The sequence below is a fragment of the Cryobacterium sp. TMT2-42-4 genome (assembly GCF_004402645.1).
In the GTDB taxonomy this organism is placed as follows: domain Bacteria; phylum Actinomycetota; class Actinomycetes; order Actinomycetales; family Microbacteriaceae; genus Cryobacterium; species Cryobacterium sandaracinum.
Genome location: NZ_SOFT01000033.1, coordinates 101845 through 118338, shown reverse-complemented (window position 1 = coordinate 118338; position 16494 = coordinate 101845). Strand labels below are relative to the sequence as shown.

At 66.7% G+C, this 16494-nt stretch carries 18 protein-coding genes and 1 tRNA gene; 4 read left to right on the top strand and 15 right to left on the bottom strand.

The features are described 5' to 3' along the window. Nucleotides 1-17 precede the first annotated feature (17 nt). Nucleotides 18-1079, bottom strand: a complete 1062-nt coding sequence (locus E3O18_RS11405; protein WP_134393894.1) for an LLM class flavin-dependent oxidoreductase — start codon at nt 1077-1079, stop codon at nt 18-20. Between the two features lie 212 nt (nt 1080-1291). On the opposite strand from E3O18_RS11405, the gene E3O18_RS11400 reads away from it, so the two are divergent. Continuing rightward, nucleotides 1292-1672 (top strand): hypothetical protein, encoded by a 381-nt coding sequence (locus E3O18_RS11400; protein WP_134418119.1) that lies wholly within the window; start codon nt 1292-1294, stop codon nt 1670-1672. Between the two features lie 775 nt (nt 1673-2447). Here E3O18_RS11400 and E3O18_RS11385 read toward each other — a convergent pair. Continuing rightward, on the bottom strand, nt 2448-2858 hold the full coding sequence (locus E3O18_RS11385) for a YchJ family protein (protein WP_241978177.1): 411 nt from the start codon (nt 2856-2858) through the stop codon (nt 2448-2450). 376 nt (nt 2859-3234) lie between these two features. Here E3O18_RS11385 and E3O18_RS11380 point away from each other — a divergent pair, with 376 nt between their 5' ends. After that, complete coding sequence (locus E3O18_RS11380; RefSeq protein WP_134393896.1) at nt 3235-3453, top strand: DUF1653 domain-containing protein; 219 nt, start codon at nt 3235-3237, stop codon at nt 3451-3453. 101 nt (nt 3454-3554) lie between these two features. On the opposite strand, the gene E3O18_RS11375 is transcribed toward E3O18_RS11380, so the two are convergent. The 11 genes from E3O18_RS11375 to rplU all read right to left on the bottom strand — a co-directional run bounded on the left by E3O18_RS11375 (nt 3555) and on the right by rplU (nt 11195). Beyond that, nucleotides 3555-3627 (bottom strand) — tRNA-Ala (locus tag E3O18_RS11375). Nucleotides 3628-3699: 72 nt separating this feature from the next. Further along, a complete protein-coding gene (gene rsfS / locus E3O18_RS11370; protein WP_134393897.1) occupies nt 3700-4077 on the bottom strand; it encodes a ribosome silencing factor in 378 nt (125 codons plus the stop codon). 40 nt (nt 4078-4117) lie between these two features. Beyond that, nucleotides 4118-5107: a hypothetical protein gene (locus E3O18_RS11365; RefSeq protein ID WP_134418118.1), complete on the bottom strand. Its 990-nt coding sequence runs from the start codon at nt 5105-5107 to the stop codon at nt 4118-4120. A gap of 47 nt (nt 5108-5154) precedes the next feature. After that, a complete protein-coding gene (nadD, locus tag E3O18_RS11360; RefSeq protein ID WP_255409049.1) occupies nt 5155-5757 on the bottom strand; it encodes a nicotinate-nucleotide adenylyltransferase in 603 nt (200 codons plus the stop codon). A gap of 15 nt (nt 5758-5772) precedes the next feature. Further along, the gene (locus tag E3O18_RS11355; RefSeq protein ID WP_104169633.1) at nt 5773-5973 is read right to left on the bottom strand and encodes a hypothetical protein; all 201 of its coding nucleotides are present in this window, start codon (nt 5971-5973) and stop codon (nt 5773-5775) included. A gap of 63 nt (nt 5974-6036) precedes the next feature. Then, the gene (locus E3O18_RS11350) at nt 6037-7299 is read right to left on the bottom strand and encodes a glutamate-5-semialdehyde dehydrogenase (protein ID WP_134418117.1); all 1263 of its coding nucleotides are present in this window, start codon (nt 7297-7299) and stop codon (nt 6037-6039) included. 9 nt (nt 7300-7308) lie between these two features. Further along, nucleotides 7309-8091, bottom strand: a complete 783-nt coding sequence (proB, locus tag E3O18_RS11345) for a glutamate 5-kinase (protein ID WP_134418116.1) — start codon at nt 8089-8091, stop codon at nt 7309-7311. Beyond that, nucleotides 8088-8897 carry a glutamate 5-kinase gene (gene proB, locus E3O18_RS11340; protein WP_134393900.1) on the bottom strand — a complete coding sequence of 270 codons (810 nt, stop codon included), beginning with the start codon at nt 8895-8897 and terminating at the stop codon, nt 8088-8090. Before proB (E3O18_RS11340) ends, proB (E3O18_RS11345) begins: the two co-directional genes overlap by 4 nt. Further along, entirely contained in the window at nt 8894-10474 is a 1581-nt protein-coding gene (gene obgE, locus E3O18_RS11335; RefSeq protein WP_134393901.1) for a GTPase ObgE, read from the bottom strand. Before obgE ends, proB (E3O18_RS11340) begins: the two co-directional genes overlap by 4 nt. Before the next feature lie 135 nt (nt 10475-10609). Continuing rightward, nucleotides 10610-10867, bottom strand: coding sequence for a 50S ribosomal protein L27 (gene rpmA, locus E3O18_RS11330; RefSeq protein ID WP_104169636.1), 258 nt, complete (start codon nt 10865-10867; stop codon nt 10610-10612). Between the two features lie 19 nt (nt 10868-10886). Continuing rightward, on the bottom strand, nt 10887-11195 hold the full coding sequence (rplU, locus tag E3O18_RS11325) for a 50S ribosomal protein L21 (RefSeq protein WP_104103412.1): 309 nt from the start codon (nt 11193-11195) through the stop codon (nt 10887-10889). A 191-nt stretch (nt 11196-11386) separates the two neighbouring features. Between rplU and E3O18_RS11320 the strand changes: the two genes are divergently transcribed. Next, nucleotides 11387-11677: a DUF4031 domain-containing protein gene (locus E3O18_RS11320; RefSeq protein WP_134393902.1), complete on the top strand. Its 291-nt coding sequence runs from the start codon at nt 11387-11389 to the stop codon at nt 11675-11677. Nucleotides 11678-11798: 121 nt separating this feature from the next. Here the strand turns inward: E3O18_RS11320 and E3O18_RS11315 are convergent, their stop codons facing one another. Further along, nucleotides 11799-14534 (bottom strand): Rne/Rng family ribonuclease, encoded by a 2736-nt coding sequence (locus tag E3O18_RS11315; RefSeq protein WP_134418115.1) that lies wholly within the window; start codon nt 14532-14534, stop codon nt 11799-11801. Nucleotides 14535-14813: 279 nt separating this feature from the next. Here E3O18_RS11315 and E3O18_RS11310 point away from each other — a divergent pair, with 279 nt between their 5' ends. Further along, complete coding sequence (locus E3O18_RS11310) at nt 14814-15413, top strand: vitamin K epoxide reductase family protein (RefSeq protein WP_241976610.1); 600 nt, start codon at nt 14814-14816, stop codon at nt 15411-15413. 134 nt (nt 15414-15547) lie between these two features. Here the strand turns inward: E3O18_RS11310 and E3O18_RS11305 are convergent, their stop codons facing one another. Continuing rightward, a complete protein-coding gene (locus E3O18_RS11305; protein WP_134393904.1) occupies nt 15548-16456 on the bottom strand; it encodes a hypothetical protein in 909 nt (302 codons plus the stop codon). Nucleotides 16457-16494 lie beyond the last annotated feature (38 nt).

Here is a 16494-nt window from a genome sequence, read left to right as displayed (position 1 = left end):
ACTCTGGCGTTCCGCGATCACCCGCTCACGTCGTCGGCGCGGTCGGCAGCCACCAGCTCCCGCACGAGCGGTGCCACCTCGGTGCCGTAAAGCTCGATGCTGGTCATCAGTTTCTCGTGGGAGAGCGTGCCGAGGCTGTATTTGAGGTCGAAGCGGGCGAGCCCCAGCCCCACCGCCGTGGCGGCGATCTTCCTGGCCACGGTCTCGGGTGAGCCCACGAACAGGGCGCCGTCCGGGCCGGCGTCGTGTTCGAAGCGCTCCCGGGTGACCGGACCCCAACCGCGCTCGCGTCCGATCCGGTCCTGCATGGCGGCATAGTGCGGCCACATTTCCTCCCGGGCCTGGACATCCGTCCCGGCCACATATCCCGGGGAGTGCTCGCCGATCGGGCGGGTCGGCTTCTCGAACTGGGCCAGCGCACGGTGGTAGAGCTGGACCAGTGGCACGAAGGCCAGCGGTGAGCCGCCGATGATGGCCAGCATCAGCGGCAGGCCGTAGTGCGCGGCGCGCACGACTGACTGGGGGCTGCCGCCCACGCCGATCCAGGTGGTGAGGGATCCGGATTCGGTAGGCGGGAACACCCGCTGGTTACGCAGGCCGGCACGGGTCTCGCCCGACCAGGTGATGGGCTCCTCCGTGAGCAGCTCGGTGAAGAGGTTGAGCTTTTCCTCGAATAGAAGCTCATATTGCTCCAGCTCCAGGCCGAAAAGCGGGAACGACTCGGTGAAGGAGCCGCGACCCAGGATGACCTCGGCACGCCCGCTGGAGACCGCGTCGAGGGTGGAGAAGCGCTGGAAGACGCGCACCGGGTCGTCGGAGCTGAGAACGGTGACCGCCGACCCGAGACGGATGCCGGTGGTCTGCCCGGCGATCGCGGCCAGAACAACCTCGGGGGCGGAAACGGCGAAATCCTCCCGGTGGTGCTCACCGATCCCGAAAAAATCCAGGCCGACCTGATCGGCCAGCACACCCTCGGCCACCACGTTGCGCAGCGTCGCCGCCTGGGACAACCGGGCCCCGAAGGCGTCAAAGGTAACGTCACCGAAGGTATCCAGCCCGAGTTCGAACTTCTTTTTCATCTGGTGCGTGCTCCTCGCCGTGGTCGGTACATTCGACAAACTGTATGCAAATGCATTCAAAGTTCAAACCGCGGCCGTCCCGGGAATATTCCGAGCCCGACCTGAGGTTCAAGGCGACCCGCCAGGGATGGAGGCCGCCGGCGAGCCTGACCGAGGGGGCAGAATGGGGTCAGGCGCTACCATCCGGTCGCCCCGGCGACAGGAGAATTTCCATGACCGAACACGAACTCATCTCGCTCTGGACCCGGGCCCGCTGGCACATCATCGTGTCCCAGCTCGCTCCGACCTTCCTCCTCACGGCGCTCGTGGCCTTCCTGTCCCTCGGCCTGGCGGAGGCCGAGCTGAGCGTGCGCATCGCGGCCGCGGGCATCCTGCTGGCCTCGGGCGTTCTCGGCGCGCTCGCTCAAATCGCATCCGCGAACGAAGGGCTCGCCATCGTGGCCGACCTGCGCGCGCTGCCCGCGAGCAGCGCCCTCGGGCGCGGCGTCATCGCTTCCGCGCCGTGGATCAACGTCGTGCGCTTCCTGACCCCCGCAGTCTTCGTGGTCGTCTACATCGCCCTCGTGGCGGCCCTGTTCCTACCGTTCGCTTAGCCAATCACCACCACATCTCGTCGTTATCGGAATGTGGACCCCCAGGAATGGTGACGTCGAGGCACAGGGTGTGAGGTCGAATGGACAAACCCGAAATTTTGGGCCGACAAGCGCACCGGCTGTTCCCCGACGAGGGACTGATTGGCGTCCTCGATAGGGTCGAGTCCACACCCCCAGGCATTTTTCCTCAGCCAGCGCGCAGATCGTCGATCGCCTCGGCACCATGCAGAACGAGTGGGCCGAAGCGCAGGATTTCAGCTCCGTCGACACCTACAGGGCGCCGTTCACCAACCTCACGTTCGACTGGGTCTGCCCTGAGGACCTGCGCGAGCGGGTGACCGCGACGTGCGACACACCTTATGTCCAGTACTTCATTCCAGGAGACCATTGGACGCATGGACAAGCGGGAGACCACCCCGGCGGAGGGCACCACCTACCGGTTCGCAATGGAGGATCGAAGCGCTTCCCGGACATCCTGCAGGCCCGAACCGAAGCGAAACGAACCCGTACTACATCCACTCGTCCCAGCTGCCGGTGGGCTTCACCGACGACCCGTTCGTGGCCCTCATCTGCCAGGACGCGCTGCAGAGCACGTTCACCGGCGGCGTCTGTGCGGTGCGGACCATCGTGATGGACCACCTCCGCCCGGTCAGCCCGAGCAGCATCGGCCAGAAGAGCGAACGCGAACGATCTGCAGATTGCGTGACTTGTCGCACTGTCTGCCTGCGACGGGCTGCTGGCCCGGCGCGGCTGGAAGCCCCCTGGAGCAGCTGGGCTAGACGGCGTCCTGGTAGACCCACCGGCGGTTCAGGCGCACGAACCGGCTGATCTCGTGCTGCTGCGAGGAGACGCCGCCGGACCGGCTGTGCGCGGTGAACTCCACCACCCCTTCGGTGTCGAACGGGCCGCCCTGCTTTGTCCGTTCGATCTCGAGGCGGAGCCAACGCACGTCGGCGTCGAGTTCCAGCACCTCCGGGCGGGTGAACGGATGCCACGTCGTGAGCAGGTAGTCCGGCTCCCCCACCGCGAAGGCCGCGTACCGGGACCGCATCAGCGCCTCCGCGGTGGGCGCGAACGCGTCCCCGCGGTGGAACCGGCCGCAGCACGCGGAATAGGGGTTGCCGCTCAGGCAGGGGCACGGTCGAGGGCGCTGCTGGCTCTCCGCGTGGATCGAAGTCTCTGGCACCCCTCCAGTATCGGGCAGCGTCCGGGGCGCCGGAACCCGGTCGGCTCGGTCTCGTATTTGCGTACTGCCGCCTGTTTGACCGCAGCGTCGCAGTCACCTCCCCCCGGTGCCGGGTTCGTTCTGTGGCTCCCGTCGCTCGAGTGTCGACCGGACTCGCAGCGATACTCGCGGTGCGGGCAACCGGTGGCGGGACGGTCGGGGCGAAGTGGTCGGCGAGCCGGTCCGGCCAGGTCGGCGGCCGCCGCCAGGGTTCCGGCTCCTCGAACAGGTGCGTGGCGCCGGGCACCAGGGTACGGCCCGGTACCCGTCTGTCCGGCTCGACTGAGGAAATGACTGTTTGGGAATGCCGGGCGAAGGAGCCTAGAGTCAGCCCATCATGAATGACATTGCGATCGGCAGATACAAGCACTACAAGGGCCACCTCTACGAGGTTCTCGGCGTGGCCCGGCACTCGGAGACCGAGGAACAGCTGGTGGTCTACACCGCCCTGTACGGAGAACGCGGGCTGTGGGTGCGCCCCCTGGCCATGTTCACCGGAACCGTCCGCATCGACGGCGCAGAGATGCCCCGCTTCGCCCTGATCGACGGCGCGTGATCCTAAGCCCCGCCAATAAGCTTTTCTGCCCCACATAACCAGAACAGGCCTCGACCGAAGTCGAGGCCTGTTTCATGTTTTCGCTGCGTTGTGCTATTCGGTGGATCCGAGGGGATTCGAACCCCTGACCCCCTGCATGCCATGCAGGTGCGCTACCAGCTGCGCCACGGACCCAGAATGTGTTTCGCAACTTCCCCGAAACAACTTCTCTAGGCTACTACATGATTAGCCAGCAACTGACCACCGCTACTCGGCGGCCTTGTGGGCAGGCAGTTCGATGGGAATGACGGGGCAGTCTTTCCACAGACGTTCGAGCGAGTAGTACACGCGCTCTTCCTCGTGGAAAATGTGCACGACGAGATCGCCGAAGTCAACCAGGACCCAGCGCCCCTCGGCACGACCTTCGCGACGCAGCGGTTTGTGGCCGGCCTCGGTCATCTTGTCTTCGATCTCACCGGCGATGGCCACCACGTTGCGCTCGGAGCGGCCCGTGACGATCAGGAAGATGTCGGTGAGAGGCAGGGGATTGGATACGTCGATTGCGACGAGGTCCTCCCCCGCTTTCGAGTCTGCGGCGGCGGCGGCCACCTGGAGGAGCTCGAGAGCATGGGCAGAAGCGGTCATCGAATGAATCCCTGAGTTAGTGAAAGCGAAATGGATGGCATTAGAAAATCTTGAGAACGTAGCCGGCCACGATCAGGGCCAGCACGCCGAAGGCGAGGACGCCTGCGGTGGCGGTTAGGACGGCCGGGACGGTCAACCCGCGCTTTTTCGGTGGAGCCATGACTCCCCGGGTCGAAGCGTGCGTGCTGACGGCGCGGCTCGCACTGACCGGGGCGACGTCACTATGGTGTCCACCCTCGTCGAGCTGGTCGAGCATCTGATCCATGTCCGACGAGTCGAAGACGTTCGGCAGGGCTCCGGTGGAACCGAGGCTGCGGGGCAAGTCGACGGACCCGGTGACCATAATCTCACCGGTGCTCATCAGCGGGCCCGACGAAGATCCGTGGTGCGGGATGGACGGCAGGATCAGGGCGTTGGTCGTGGTCGGAATGCCGCCGGCGCTGATGCCGCGAGCCACGATCTGGTCGAACGGTTCGAGCTGTGTCACGCCGGGAACGTGGTCGTCGACCTCGTCGCGGGCCAGCGACCAGTGTCCGACCGGCGGGTGGAGCACTCCGGGTCGGGACTTGACCTTCGTGCGCGGAGAGGCCTCGATCAGGAACTCGACGGGCGGCGCCACCTTGGCGGGGGCCACCGGAACGTGCAGCGCGTCGATGGCGAAGGGGTGCGCAGCCGTCTCGGGCACAGATGCGGGTGCGATCGGGGCAGCCGGGAGCGCCGACTCGGTGTGGGAGTTGTGCTTCAGCAGGAATTCGCCGGAATCGCCGGTCTGTGCGGTCTGAAGCGCGCGCAGCTCACGACGGGTCAGGGTGCTGTGGTCCTGCGCGTGGACAACGCTGCTCATGCTGTCGACGGCGCGAGGCGCGAACGCGGACGGTGCGGCGGGATACTGCTGGGCGGCGTGCTGCCGTGCGGAATGGGCATCCGTCACCGGAACCGGCGCCTGATCCGCCGGAGCTGGTTCGAGCGGCGCTGGAGGCGCAGGAACGTCGGATTCGCCGGCGACGACCTGCTCGTTCCGACTAGCCAACTCGCGAGCTTGTCGCCGCGTCAGTGGCTGTGGGTCATTACCCAACGTCATGCCACACTCCGATACAGATGATGCTTTGAGATGTACTGGACGACCCCATCGGGGACCAGATACCAGACCGGGAATCCCCGATTCACACGTTCCCGGCAGTCCGTGGACGAAATGGCCAGAGCCGGAACCTCCAATAAGCTTACGTCCTGGTTGGGCAATCCCGAAATACTGAGCTCGTGTCCCGGACGACTCACAGCCACGAAATGGGCCAGGTCCCAGAGCTCCTGAACATCTTTCCAGCCCAGGATCTGCCCCATCGCGTCGGCACCCGTAATGAAGAAGAGCTCCGCGTCCGGGCGTTCGGCGTGCAGATCCCGCAGGGTGTCGATCGTGTAGGTGGGCCCGGTCCGGTCGATGTCGACCCGGCTGACCGTGAACCGGGGATTGGAGGCGGTGGCGATGACCGTCATGAGATACCGGTGCTCGCTCTCGGTCACATCTGCCTTCTGCCACGGCTGACCGGTGGGAACGAAAATGACCGTATCAAGGTCGAAGCTCTGAGCCACCTCGCTGGCGGCCACAAGGTGCCCGTGGTGGATGGGGTCGAACGTGCCGCCCATCACGCCGATGCGCGGTGGGCGGGCCCCGGGATTATCGATGGGTGGCGCTTCCGGTTAGTGGTCGCTGCGCGCGCCGCCGTGGGCGTCGGCGTAGGCCTTCGCCTTGGCCTGGTGGCGGTTGGCGACATCCCGGTAGGACCAGACGACGAAGCCGAGCGCGGCGAAGACCACGAGGGCGATCACTCCGTAGAGGAAGATCGGCATCGGCAAATCGACGAGACCGGCCTCAGCCAGCACAACGGTCAGGAACGACATGGGATTCTCCATTCAGGGACACACAAGGCACAGTGATGCGCCACCGCCAACAGTCTAGCGGGGCTATGCGCGCACCTGGCCTGAGCCACGCACGATCCACTTGGTGCTGGTGAGCTCGGGCAGACCCATCGGCCCGCGAGCGTGCAGTTTCTGGGTGGAAATGCCCACCTCGGCTCCGAAACCGAACTCGCCGCCATCGGTGAACCGGGTCGAGGCATTGACCATGACCGCCGCGGAATCCACTTCTCCGAGGAACCGGTCGGCGTTCACAATGTCGTTTGTGATGATCGACTCCGTGTGACCGGTCGAGTAGCGACGGATGTGCGCAATGGCGTCGTCGAGGGAGTCGACGACTGCCACGGCCAGTTCGAGGCCCATGTACTCGGTGGACCAGTCCTCCTGCGTGGCCGGCACGGCCGCGGGGAAGATCTCGCGCACGCGGTCGTCGCCGTGCAGGGTAACGCCGGACTCCGTCAGCTTCGCCAGAACGGCCGGCAGGAGCCGCGCGGCCGCGGCCTCGTGCACGAGCAGGGTCTCGAGGGCGTTGCAGACACTGGGCCGGTGCACCTTCGAGTTGTGCACGATGTCGACCGCCCACTCCGGATTCGCCGACTCGTCGATGAAGATGTGCACGACGCCGGCCCCGGTCTCGATCACGGGCACGGTCGACTGGGTGACGACGGCCCGGATCAGGCCGGCGCTCCCCCGCGGGATCAGCACGTCCACAAGGCCGCGGGCCTGCATCAGCTCGGTGGCACCGGCACGGCCGAACGGGTCGATGGTCTGCACGCACGCCTCGGGCAGGCCGACCTGCCTGATCGCGTCCTGCAGCAGGGCGACGAGCACCCGGTTGGTGTTCTCGGCGGCCGATCCGCCCCGCAGGACGACGGCGTTGCCGCTCTTCAAAGCGATGGCGGCTATGTCCACAGTGACGTTCGGGCGGGCCTCGTAGATGACGCCGACGACACCGAAGGGCACACGCACCTGGCTGATTCGCACGCCGTTGGGCAGGCTGGAGCCGCGCACAACTTCCCCGACGGGATCGGTGAGCAGGCTGATCTCGAGCACGGCGTCGGCGAGGGCGTTAATGCGCGCCTCGTCGAGGCTGAGGCGGTCGAGCATGCCCTCGGAGAGGCCATTGTGCGTGCCGGCGGCCAGATCCAGGGTGTTGGCGGCCAGAATTTCCGCCGCGCTCCCCCGCAGGGCGGCGGCGATCCCGTGCAACGCCTGGTTCTTCAGCCCGGTCGGCGTCGTGGCCAGAGTTCGGGCGGCGGTGCGGGCGGCTTCGAGGATCGGGATGATCTGAGGTGAGTCGGTCTGCAGCATCCCGGTAGTTTAGGCCAGAGCGGGTTCGAACCAGGTTCCGACCGGGTCGCCGCGGAGTGCCTCGGCCACCAGACCAGTCGATGTGAGCAGCACGGCAGTGCCGGCCTCCGCCGCGATCCGCGCGGCCGACACCTTGGTGTCGGCACCCCCGGTGCCCACCCCGGAGCGGCTGCCGCTGAGCTCGACACCGAGCATGGGATCGCCGCAGGGGACGTGATCGATGCGTTCCGCGCCCGGCAGGTGCGGCGCACGCGTGTAGAGGGCATCGACGTCGCTGAGCAGGACCAGCAGGTCGGCGTGGATGAGCGTGGCGACCAGGGCGGCCAACCGGTCGTTGTCACCGAAACGGATCTCGTGGGTTGCGACCGTGTCGTTCTCGTTGACGATCGGCAGGATGCGCAGACCGAGCAGGCGATCCATCGCCCGGTGGGCGTTGCCTCGATGCGAGGGGTTTTCCAGGTCGCCGGCAGTGAGCAGCACCTGGCCGGCGACGATGTCGTACCGGTCGAGGCTGTCCTGGTAGCGGAAGATGAGCAGGTTCTGGCCCACGGATGCCGCGGCCTGCTGGGTGGCCAGGTCGGTGGGGCGCTCGTCGAGTTGCAGGTAGGGCATGCCGGTGGCGATGGCCCCGGAGGAGACGAGGACGATCTCCACTCCGCGCCCGTGCGCTTCGGCAAGGGCATCGACGAGCGGGATGATCTGTGCGATGTTCGCGCCGCTGATCGAGGAGGAGCCGACCTTCACAACGATGCGCGCGGCCGACGCGACCTCGTTTCGGCCGAGTGCGCTCACAGAAGCGCTCGGCCGGGGGCGGTGGGCATCGGCTCGAACCAGGTGCCACAGGAGCCGCCGCGGAGGGCCTCTGCGGCCAGGCTCGTCTCGGTGACGAGAACGGCCGTTCCGGCGGAGGCGGCCAGGCGGGCCGCCTTCACCTTGGTGTTCGCCCCGCCGGTGCCCACGGTGCCGGTACCCTTGTTCGCCCCGAACTCCATGCCGTCCAGTTCCTGGTCGAACCCGATGAAGTCGATCGGCTCCGCCCCGGGCAGGTGCGGGGGCTTGGTGTAGAGCGCGTCGACGTCACTGAGCAAGAGCAGTAGGTCGGCACGGATGAGCACCGAGAGCATGGCGGCGAGCCGGTCGTTGTCTCCGAATCGCAGCCCGTAGGTCGCGACCGTGTCGTTCTCGTTCACGACGGGCATGATGCGCAGGTCCAGCAGTCGGTTCACCGCGCGGCGGGTGTTACTGCGGTGCGGCTCGTTGAGCAGGTCACCCTCTGTCAGCAGCACCTGCCCCGCGGCAATGCCATAGCGGTCCAGAGTCTCCTGATAACGGGCCGTGAGCACGTTCTGGCCCACGGATGCCGCGGCCTGCTGGGTGGCCAGGTCGGCCGGCCGCTCGTCGAGGTTGAGGTAGTCCATGCCGCTGGCGACGGCGCCGCTCGACACCAGGACGACCTCCACGCCGCGATTGTGGGCCTGGGCCAGGACCTCGATCAGAGGTGCGATCTGCTCGGAGTTGTCGCCGCTGATCGACGAGGAGCCGACCTTCACGACGATGCGCCGGGCGGAGGCTACCTGGGCGCGGGCGCGGTAACTCATTCGGCCCCGCTCTCCTTACGGGGCGACACCGGGACTGAACCGTCGCCCGTGAGAGTGTCGCCGTTGTACTCTTCCTCGCCGGTCGACCACATGCCGGCTTCGCGCTCTCGGATCAGTTCGGCGCGTGCGGCTGCCTTGGCGTCCATCCGGCCGAAGTACTCCTCACGGCGCTCGTTGCTGGTGCGTCGCTTGGAGTCGTCAAGGCGGGTATCGGTGCCACGCGGGGCCGTGATCAGTTCGGCCGTGGAGGTGAGGGTGGGCTCCCAGTCGAAGACCACGCCGTTGCCGGGCCCGATGATGACCGTCGAGCCGGCGATCGCGCCGGCCTTGAACAGCTCGTTTTCGATGCCGAGCTTGGCCAGGCGGTCGGCCAGGAAGCCGACGGCCTCGTCGTTCTTGAAGTCCGTCTGCTGCACCCAGCGCTCGGGCTTGGTGCCGATGATGCGGTAGATGTTGCCGAACGACCCACCCTCGACCTTGACGACGAAGCCGCTGTCGTCGACGGCCTTCGGGCGGATCACGATGCGAGGCTTGACGGCCTGCGCCGCGGCGGCCTCGACCCGGCCGGCCTCGACGGTCTCGGCCAGCGCGTAGTTGAGCTGCTTGAGACCCTCATGGCTGACGGTCGAGATCTCGAACACGCGGTAACCGCGCGCCTCGAGGTCGGGCTTGACGAACTCCGCGAGCTCCCGGCCCTCGGGAACGTCGATCTTGTTCAGGGCGATCAGCTGAGGGCGCTCGAGGAGCGGCTTCTGGCCGTCGGGCACCGGGTAGGCGGCCAGTTCGCCGAGGATGACGTCGAGGTCGCTTTGCGGGTCACGGTCAGGGTCGAGCGTGGCGCAGTCGAGGATGTGCAGCAACGCCGTACACCGTTCCACGTGACGAAGGAATTCGAGGCCGAGGCCCTTTCCCTCGCTGGCGCCCTCGATCAGTCCGGGCACGTCGGCGACGGTGTAGCGTACCTCGCCGGCATCCACGACGCCGAGGTTGGGGTGCAGGGTCGTGAACGGGTAATCCGCGATCTTGGGCCGGGCCGCCGAGATGGCCGCGATCAGGCTGGATTTGCCGGCCGAGGGGTAGCCGACGAGCGCGACATCCGCCACGGTCTTGAGCTCAAGCTGGATGTCGCCTTCCCAGCCGTAGGTGCCAAGCAGGGCGAAGCCGGGGGCTTTGCGTTTGAGCGAGGCCAGTGCCGCGTTGCCGAGCCCGCCCTGACCGCCCGGCGCCACGACGATGCGGAAGCCCGGCTCGGTCATGTCGGCGAGTTCGTTGCCCTCGGCGTCTTTGACCACGGTGCCGAGCGGTACGGCCAGCTCCATCAGCTCGCTGCCGAAGCCGGCGCGGTGGTCACCCATGCCGGGGCCGCCGTTCGCGGAGCTGCGGTGCGGGGACCGGTGGTAGCCGAGGAGGGTCGTCACGTTCGGGTCGGCGACGAGAACGATGTCACCACCGCTTCCGCCGTTGCCGCCGTCGGGTCCGGCAAGCGGCTTGAACTTCTCACGCTTGACGGAGACACAGCCGTTCCCTCCGTTGCCTGCTCGCAGGTGGAGAGTGACGTGGTCAACAAACGTGGCCATGGGGGTGCCCCTTTCAGGTGGCAAAAAGCTCAGTGGTGCCTAAATCGTCGGTGCTGTGGATCTTGTCGTGCGGGTGCCGTAAAACACGCAAAGGGCGAGCCGAAGCCCGCCCTCACGCTTACCGATGTGGAATGCTTAAGCGGCAGCCACCACGATGTTGACGACCTTGCGGCCGCCCTTGGCGCCGAACTCAACCGAGCCGGGCTCAAGAGCGAAGAGCGTGTCGTCGCCACCACGGCCGACGTTGACGCCGGGGTGGAAGTGGGTGCCGCGCTGACGGACGATGATCTCGCCCGCGCTGACGACCTGACCGCCGAAGCGCTTCACGCCGAGGCGCTGGGCGTTGGAGTCGCGACCGTTGCGAGTGGAACTCGCGCCTTTTTTATGTGCCATCTGTTCTGCTCCTCAGGGCCTAGGCGATGCCGGTAACCTGAACGCGAGTGAGCTCCTGACGGTGCCCCTGACGCTTCTTGTACCCGGTCTTGTTCTTGAACTTCTGGATGACGATCTTCGGACCGCGGAGATCGTTCAAGACCTCAGCCGTGACCGTGATCTTGGCCAGTGACTGCGAGTCAGAGGTGATCGTGTCGCCGTCGACGAGAAGCACTGCGGCCAGCTCGACGTTGCCGTCCTTGTTGGCTTTGATTCGGTCCATCGTGACGATGGTCCCGACCTCTACCTTTTCCTGCCGCCCACCGGCGCGCACAACTGCGTAAACCACGTTACGTACCTATCTCTGGGGAGCCGTGAGGCCCCGTGATGGAAAGTTACTGCTTTAAACACGCCAAGTCGGCCCGTCGCTCTCAGAAAACCTCGGTGATCGCGGGGGCAAAGGCCCGTCGCACACCAAAAGTCAACGTTAGCCGATCCTGCTGCAACGGTCAAACCGAGGCCGGATCATAGAATCGGGTGATGACCGTCTTGATCGACAAGCCGATGTGGCCCGCGCATGGCACCGTCTGGTCCCATCTTGTCAGCGATTCGTCACTGGCCGAACTGCACGCGTTCGCGGCCCGCAACGGAATCCCCCGTCGCGGCTTCGACCTGGACCACTACGACGTTCCCGCCCACCGCTATGACGCCCTCGTCGCCTCGGGGGCGCATCCGGTGGACAATCGGGAACTGGTTCTCCGGCTCCGCGCAAGCGGCCTGCGTGTGCGCGGCCGGGACCGATCGGGCCGCGGCCTTCTCCCGGAGTCCTGATCGGGCCTCGAAGCGCTGCCTTGCCGGTTGAGCGAGACCGGGCGACCGGCGACGCCCTGCCCCGTGGGCTGTGCGCCGCCGGTTGCCCGATCGACTCGATTCGTTCCTGCGCGGATTCTCGCTACTGCGGGGAATCCGCGGCCGTGGTCACGATCGGCTGGGCCGACCCGGTGGATCCGCCGGCCGTCGTCACCCGGCGGCTGCGTGAACGCCCCTGGCCCGGCTGCTTGGGCTCGGGCAGGGCATCCAGCACCGAGTCCAGCAGCTGGTCGGTGACCTGCTTGCTGACCGGGCGGCGGCTACGGGAGGACTTCTTGACCGGGATGTCCAGGATGGCGACGGGCTCGTCGTCGTCGGGCGCCGTGGCCTCGAGCGCGGCAGGCGCCTCGACCGGGGTCTGCTGCGCCCCCTGCACCGGGGTTTCCGGGGTCACGATAGGCGCTGCGTCCCGCTGGCGGGGCGTGGAGGACGCCCTACGGCTGCGGCGTGCCGGCGGTGCAGACGTCTCGGCCGCGGCTGCCTCTTTCACGGCCTCCTCGATCGGGTTGGCCTCGGCGGCCGGAGCGGCTGACGCGGCGGCCGCCTTCTCCGCGGGAAACGATTCCGGCTTCGCCTCAGGCAGGGCGATGATCGGGATCGAGCCGGTCAGGGCGCGCGGGATGGTGCGGGCGGCGATCAGGGCGAGGGCGTGCTTGGCATCCTCGGTGATGCCGTGGGTGCCGTGTCCGGACTTGCCGGCATCGGCCTGAGGCGCGTGCGCGGCTGCGGAGTTGGTACCGTTGCCGTTGCCGTTGCCGTTGCCGTTGCCGTTTCCGCCGCGGTTCCCGCTGTCGCCGCCGGAATTGGTGCCCGACTTGCTGCGCGGGCGACGCTCCATGGTCGGCTGAGCCGTCTGGCGGTGCTTGAGCACCGGGTCGTGGTGGATGACGATGCCTCGGCCGGCACAGGCGTCACAGTTCTCGCTGAATGATTCCAGGAGTCCGAGACCGAGCTTCTTGCGGGTCATCTGCACAAGCCCGAGCGAGGTGACCTCGGCGACCTGGTGCTTGGTGCGGTCGCGGCTCAGGCATTCGAGCATGCGGCGCAGTACGAGGTCGCGGTTGGTTTCGAGGACCATGTCGATGAAGTCGACGACGATGATGCCGCCGATGTCGCGCAGACGCAGCTGGCGAACGATCTCTTCGGCAGCCTCGAGGTTGTTCTTCGTGACGGTCTCCTCGAGGTTTCCACCAGAGCCGACGAACTTGCCGGTGTTGACATCGACGACGGTCATGGCCTCGGTGCGGTCGATCACAAGGGAGCCACCGGACGGTAGCCATACCTTGCGGTCGAGGGCCTTCTCGATCTGCTCCGAAATGCGGTATTCGTCGAAGGCGTCGTTCTCACCCTCGTAGCGCTCCACGCGCTCCACCAGGTCCGGTGCGACCTGGCGCAGGTAGGCCTCGATGACCTCGCGCGATTCCTCGCCGGAAATGACCATCTTCTGGAAGTCCTCGTTGAAGACATCCCGCACGATCTTGATCAGAAGGTCCGGTTCGCTATGCAGCAGGGCCGGTGCCTGCACCGTGTCGACCTGCTTGGCGATGGACGCCCACTGGGAGGTGAGCCGGTTGACGTCGAGCGTGAGCTGCTCGTCGGTGGCACCCTCGGCCGCGGTGCGCACGATGACTCCCACGTTCTCGGGCAGAACCTCCTTGAGGATCTTCTTCAAGCGGGCCCGCTCGGTGTCGGGCAACTTTCGGCTGATCCCGTTCATCGAGCCGTTCGGCACGTAGACGAGGTAGCGGCCGGGCAGTGACACCTGGCTGGTGAGTCGCGCACCCTTGTGCCCGATCGGGTCCTTCGTGACCTGCACGAGAACCTTGTCGCCCGGCTTGAGCGCGAGCTCGATGCGGCGAGCCTGGCTGCTGTTGCCGGAATTCTCGGCGGCGGCCTCCCAGTCGACCTCCCCCGAGTACAGCACGGCATTACGGCCGCGTCCGATGTCGACGAAGGCGGCTTCCATGCTCGGCAGCACGTTCTGCACCTTGCCCAGGTAGACATTTCCGATCAGCGAGGCATCCTGGTTCTTGGCGACGTAGTGCTCGACCAGCACACCGTCTTCCAGCACCCCGATCTGAATCTTGTTGTGCTTGGCCCGCACGACCATGACCCGGTCGACGGATTCGCGGCGGGCGAGGAACTCGGCCTCGGTGATCACCGGGCGACGGCGTCCGGCATCCCGGCCGTCACGGCGGCGCTGCTTCTTGGCCTCGAGGCGGGTCGATCCCTTGATCCGCTGGGGTTCGGTGATGAGTTCGGGTTCGCGGGGCGTGCGGACGCGAACAACGGTGTTCGCGGGGTCGTCGGATCCGGACCGGTTCTCGTCGCCGGTGCGCCGGCGGGCGCGACGACGGACGGTCGACGACTCGTCGCCCTCGTCGTCATGGTCCTGACGGATGTCCTGGCGTTGGTCCTGACGCACGGTGTCGCGGCGCGCTCCGGTGCGGGCCGGTATCGGCACGATGACCGGGGCCTGGAACACCAGCGAGGTGGACGGGCGGCGGACCACATCGGCGGTCGGGGTGGGCGGCGTTGGTTCCACGGCAGCGTCCTGTTCTGAGTCGGGGGTTTCGCCGATGGGAGCGGCGGCTGCCGGCTCGGTCACGGCGTCGTCGGTGTGGACGCGGGGTGTCTGCGCTGCTGAGATCGGCTCGCGCGTCGCCGGGGCGACGTTCTGCTCGGCGTCATTGTGCTGCGGACTGTTGTGCTCAGGCGCGGCCTCCGGAGCGGCCACCGGGGTGGCAGACCTCCGCGAGGTGCGGCGGCTGCCGAACAAACCCTTGCGTTTTTTGATGTTTTCGTTGTCTTCCACCATCACTGGTGCGCTCCTTGACCGGTGTGGGCGACCGCGCCACCCATCCGGCTACTCTCTCGTGCGAGGATCGCGCTTGCGCGAAACCCTCGGAAATCCTCTTCGTTCGCAACCGGCTCTTGGCTCTGGCTGCTAATACCTTTGGTCGTGGGACCAATGAATCTGGGCCTTTACGGCCCATTAAGACTTGTCTGGCGTCAACTTGAGCGCGGCCCAAGCGACTGCTCCGATTATCGCATGCATTCTCAGGAACACATGCGAGGCACATGACATAATCCAAATGTGCCCCACAACCCGCCCGTCAAGCGCCCCATCGGGCTCGCCATCTTCTTCATCATCGGTGGTTTGATCGCCCTCACCGCGGCTTTCCTGCTGACCGTCGACAAGTTCGCGATCCTCGAGGACCCGCAGGCCCAGCTCTCCTGCAACTTCAGTGTGCTGGTGGGCTGCAGCACCAACCTGGGTTCGTGGCAGGGTGCCATCCTCGGGTTCCCCAACCCGTTGATCGGCCTGATGGCCTGGCCGGTCGTCATCACGATCGGCGCCGCGATCCTGGCCGGGGCGCGGTTCGCCCGCTGGTTCTGGATCGCGCTGAACGTGGGCGTCACCGGCGCCCTCGCCTTCGTGATCTGGCTGATGGCACAGAGCTTTTTCGTGCTCGACGTGCTCTGCCCGTGGTGCATGGTGACCTGGACGGTCACGATCCCAATGTTCCTCGCCGTGACGCTGCACAACCTCACGGCGGGCAACCTCCCAGCGGCGCCCCGGGTGCGGCGCCTGGCATCCGTCGCCTACTCCTGGATCATCGTGATCACGATCGTCTGCTACCTGATCGCCGCCGTCATCGCCCAGGTCGAGATGGACTTCCTGAACCGCCTGTAGCGGAGCGCCTGCCTCGGCGGTCGCGTGTGTCGGGACCCGGTGACGTGGCGTTCGGAGGTTCGCCCCCACGGCTCCCAGCCCCGTCAGGTGAGGCCCCCGAGGTTGCCTGCACCTGGCTCAGCCGGCACCGCGGCTCAGCGCGTGGTGACGGTTCCGCCGAGAGAGGCGACCGCCCGCAACAGTCGGGGACCCTCGGCGACCCAGGCCACGAGCATCACGACCAGGGATGCGGCGAAGATCCAGAATCCGGTCCAGCCGTCGTCGCTCTGCGCCGCGTACATGTGGTTCAGGTTGCGCAGGGCACCGGTGGCGAACACCAGCGTGACGTGGATCACGATGAATGCAAGGAAGAAGACCATCACGCCCACGTGCACGGCCCTGGTCGGGCGCAGCGGGATCAATTCTCCAAGCCGGCGCGACGTGCAGAGCGGTGACAGGCGGATGCCCGAGGCCAAGGCGAGCGGCGCGGCCACGAACACGATGCTGAAGTAGCTCAGAGTTTGTAGCGCGTTGTAGTTCACCCAGCCGTTGGTGATCGGCCAGTCCAGCGAGGCGTACTGGAGGGCGGCCGAGAGCGCATTCGGAATGATGTCCCAGCTGACCGGAACGATGCGCACCCACTGACCGGTGACGAACAGCAGCACGTAGAAGACGATCCCGTTGAGTACCCAGAGGGCATCCACCGCGAGGTGCAGCCAGAGGTTGATACCCAACCGGCGGGGGGCACGTCGGGTTCGAAACAGGCCGGTGTTGCGCCGGGTCCAGAACATGCTCGGGCGCCCGGACGTGCGGATCTGCCAACCCGAACGCACGATGAAGAGCAGGAAGAAAACGTTCAGGCCGTGCTGCCACGCCAGCCACGCGGGGAAGCCGACGGGGGCCCACGACGGCAGCGGCGAGGCCCCCGGGAAGTCGACCAGGAACTCCTGCGCCATCGGCAGGGAACGGATGCCCCGGGCGGCGAGCACGACGGCGGCCAGCAGGATGATCGCCAGCGGGATGGCCCAGACCAGATTGAACCAGGGGTTCCGGGCATGCGGCATGGTGAGGCTTTCTAGTCAGACGAATCAAAGAGGATGTC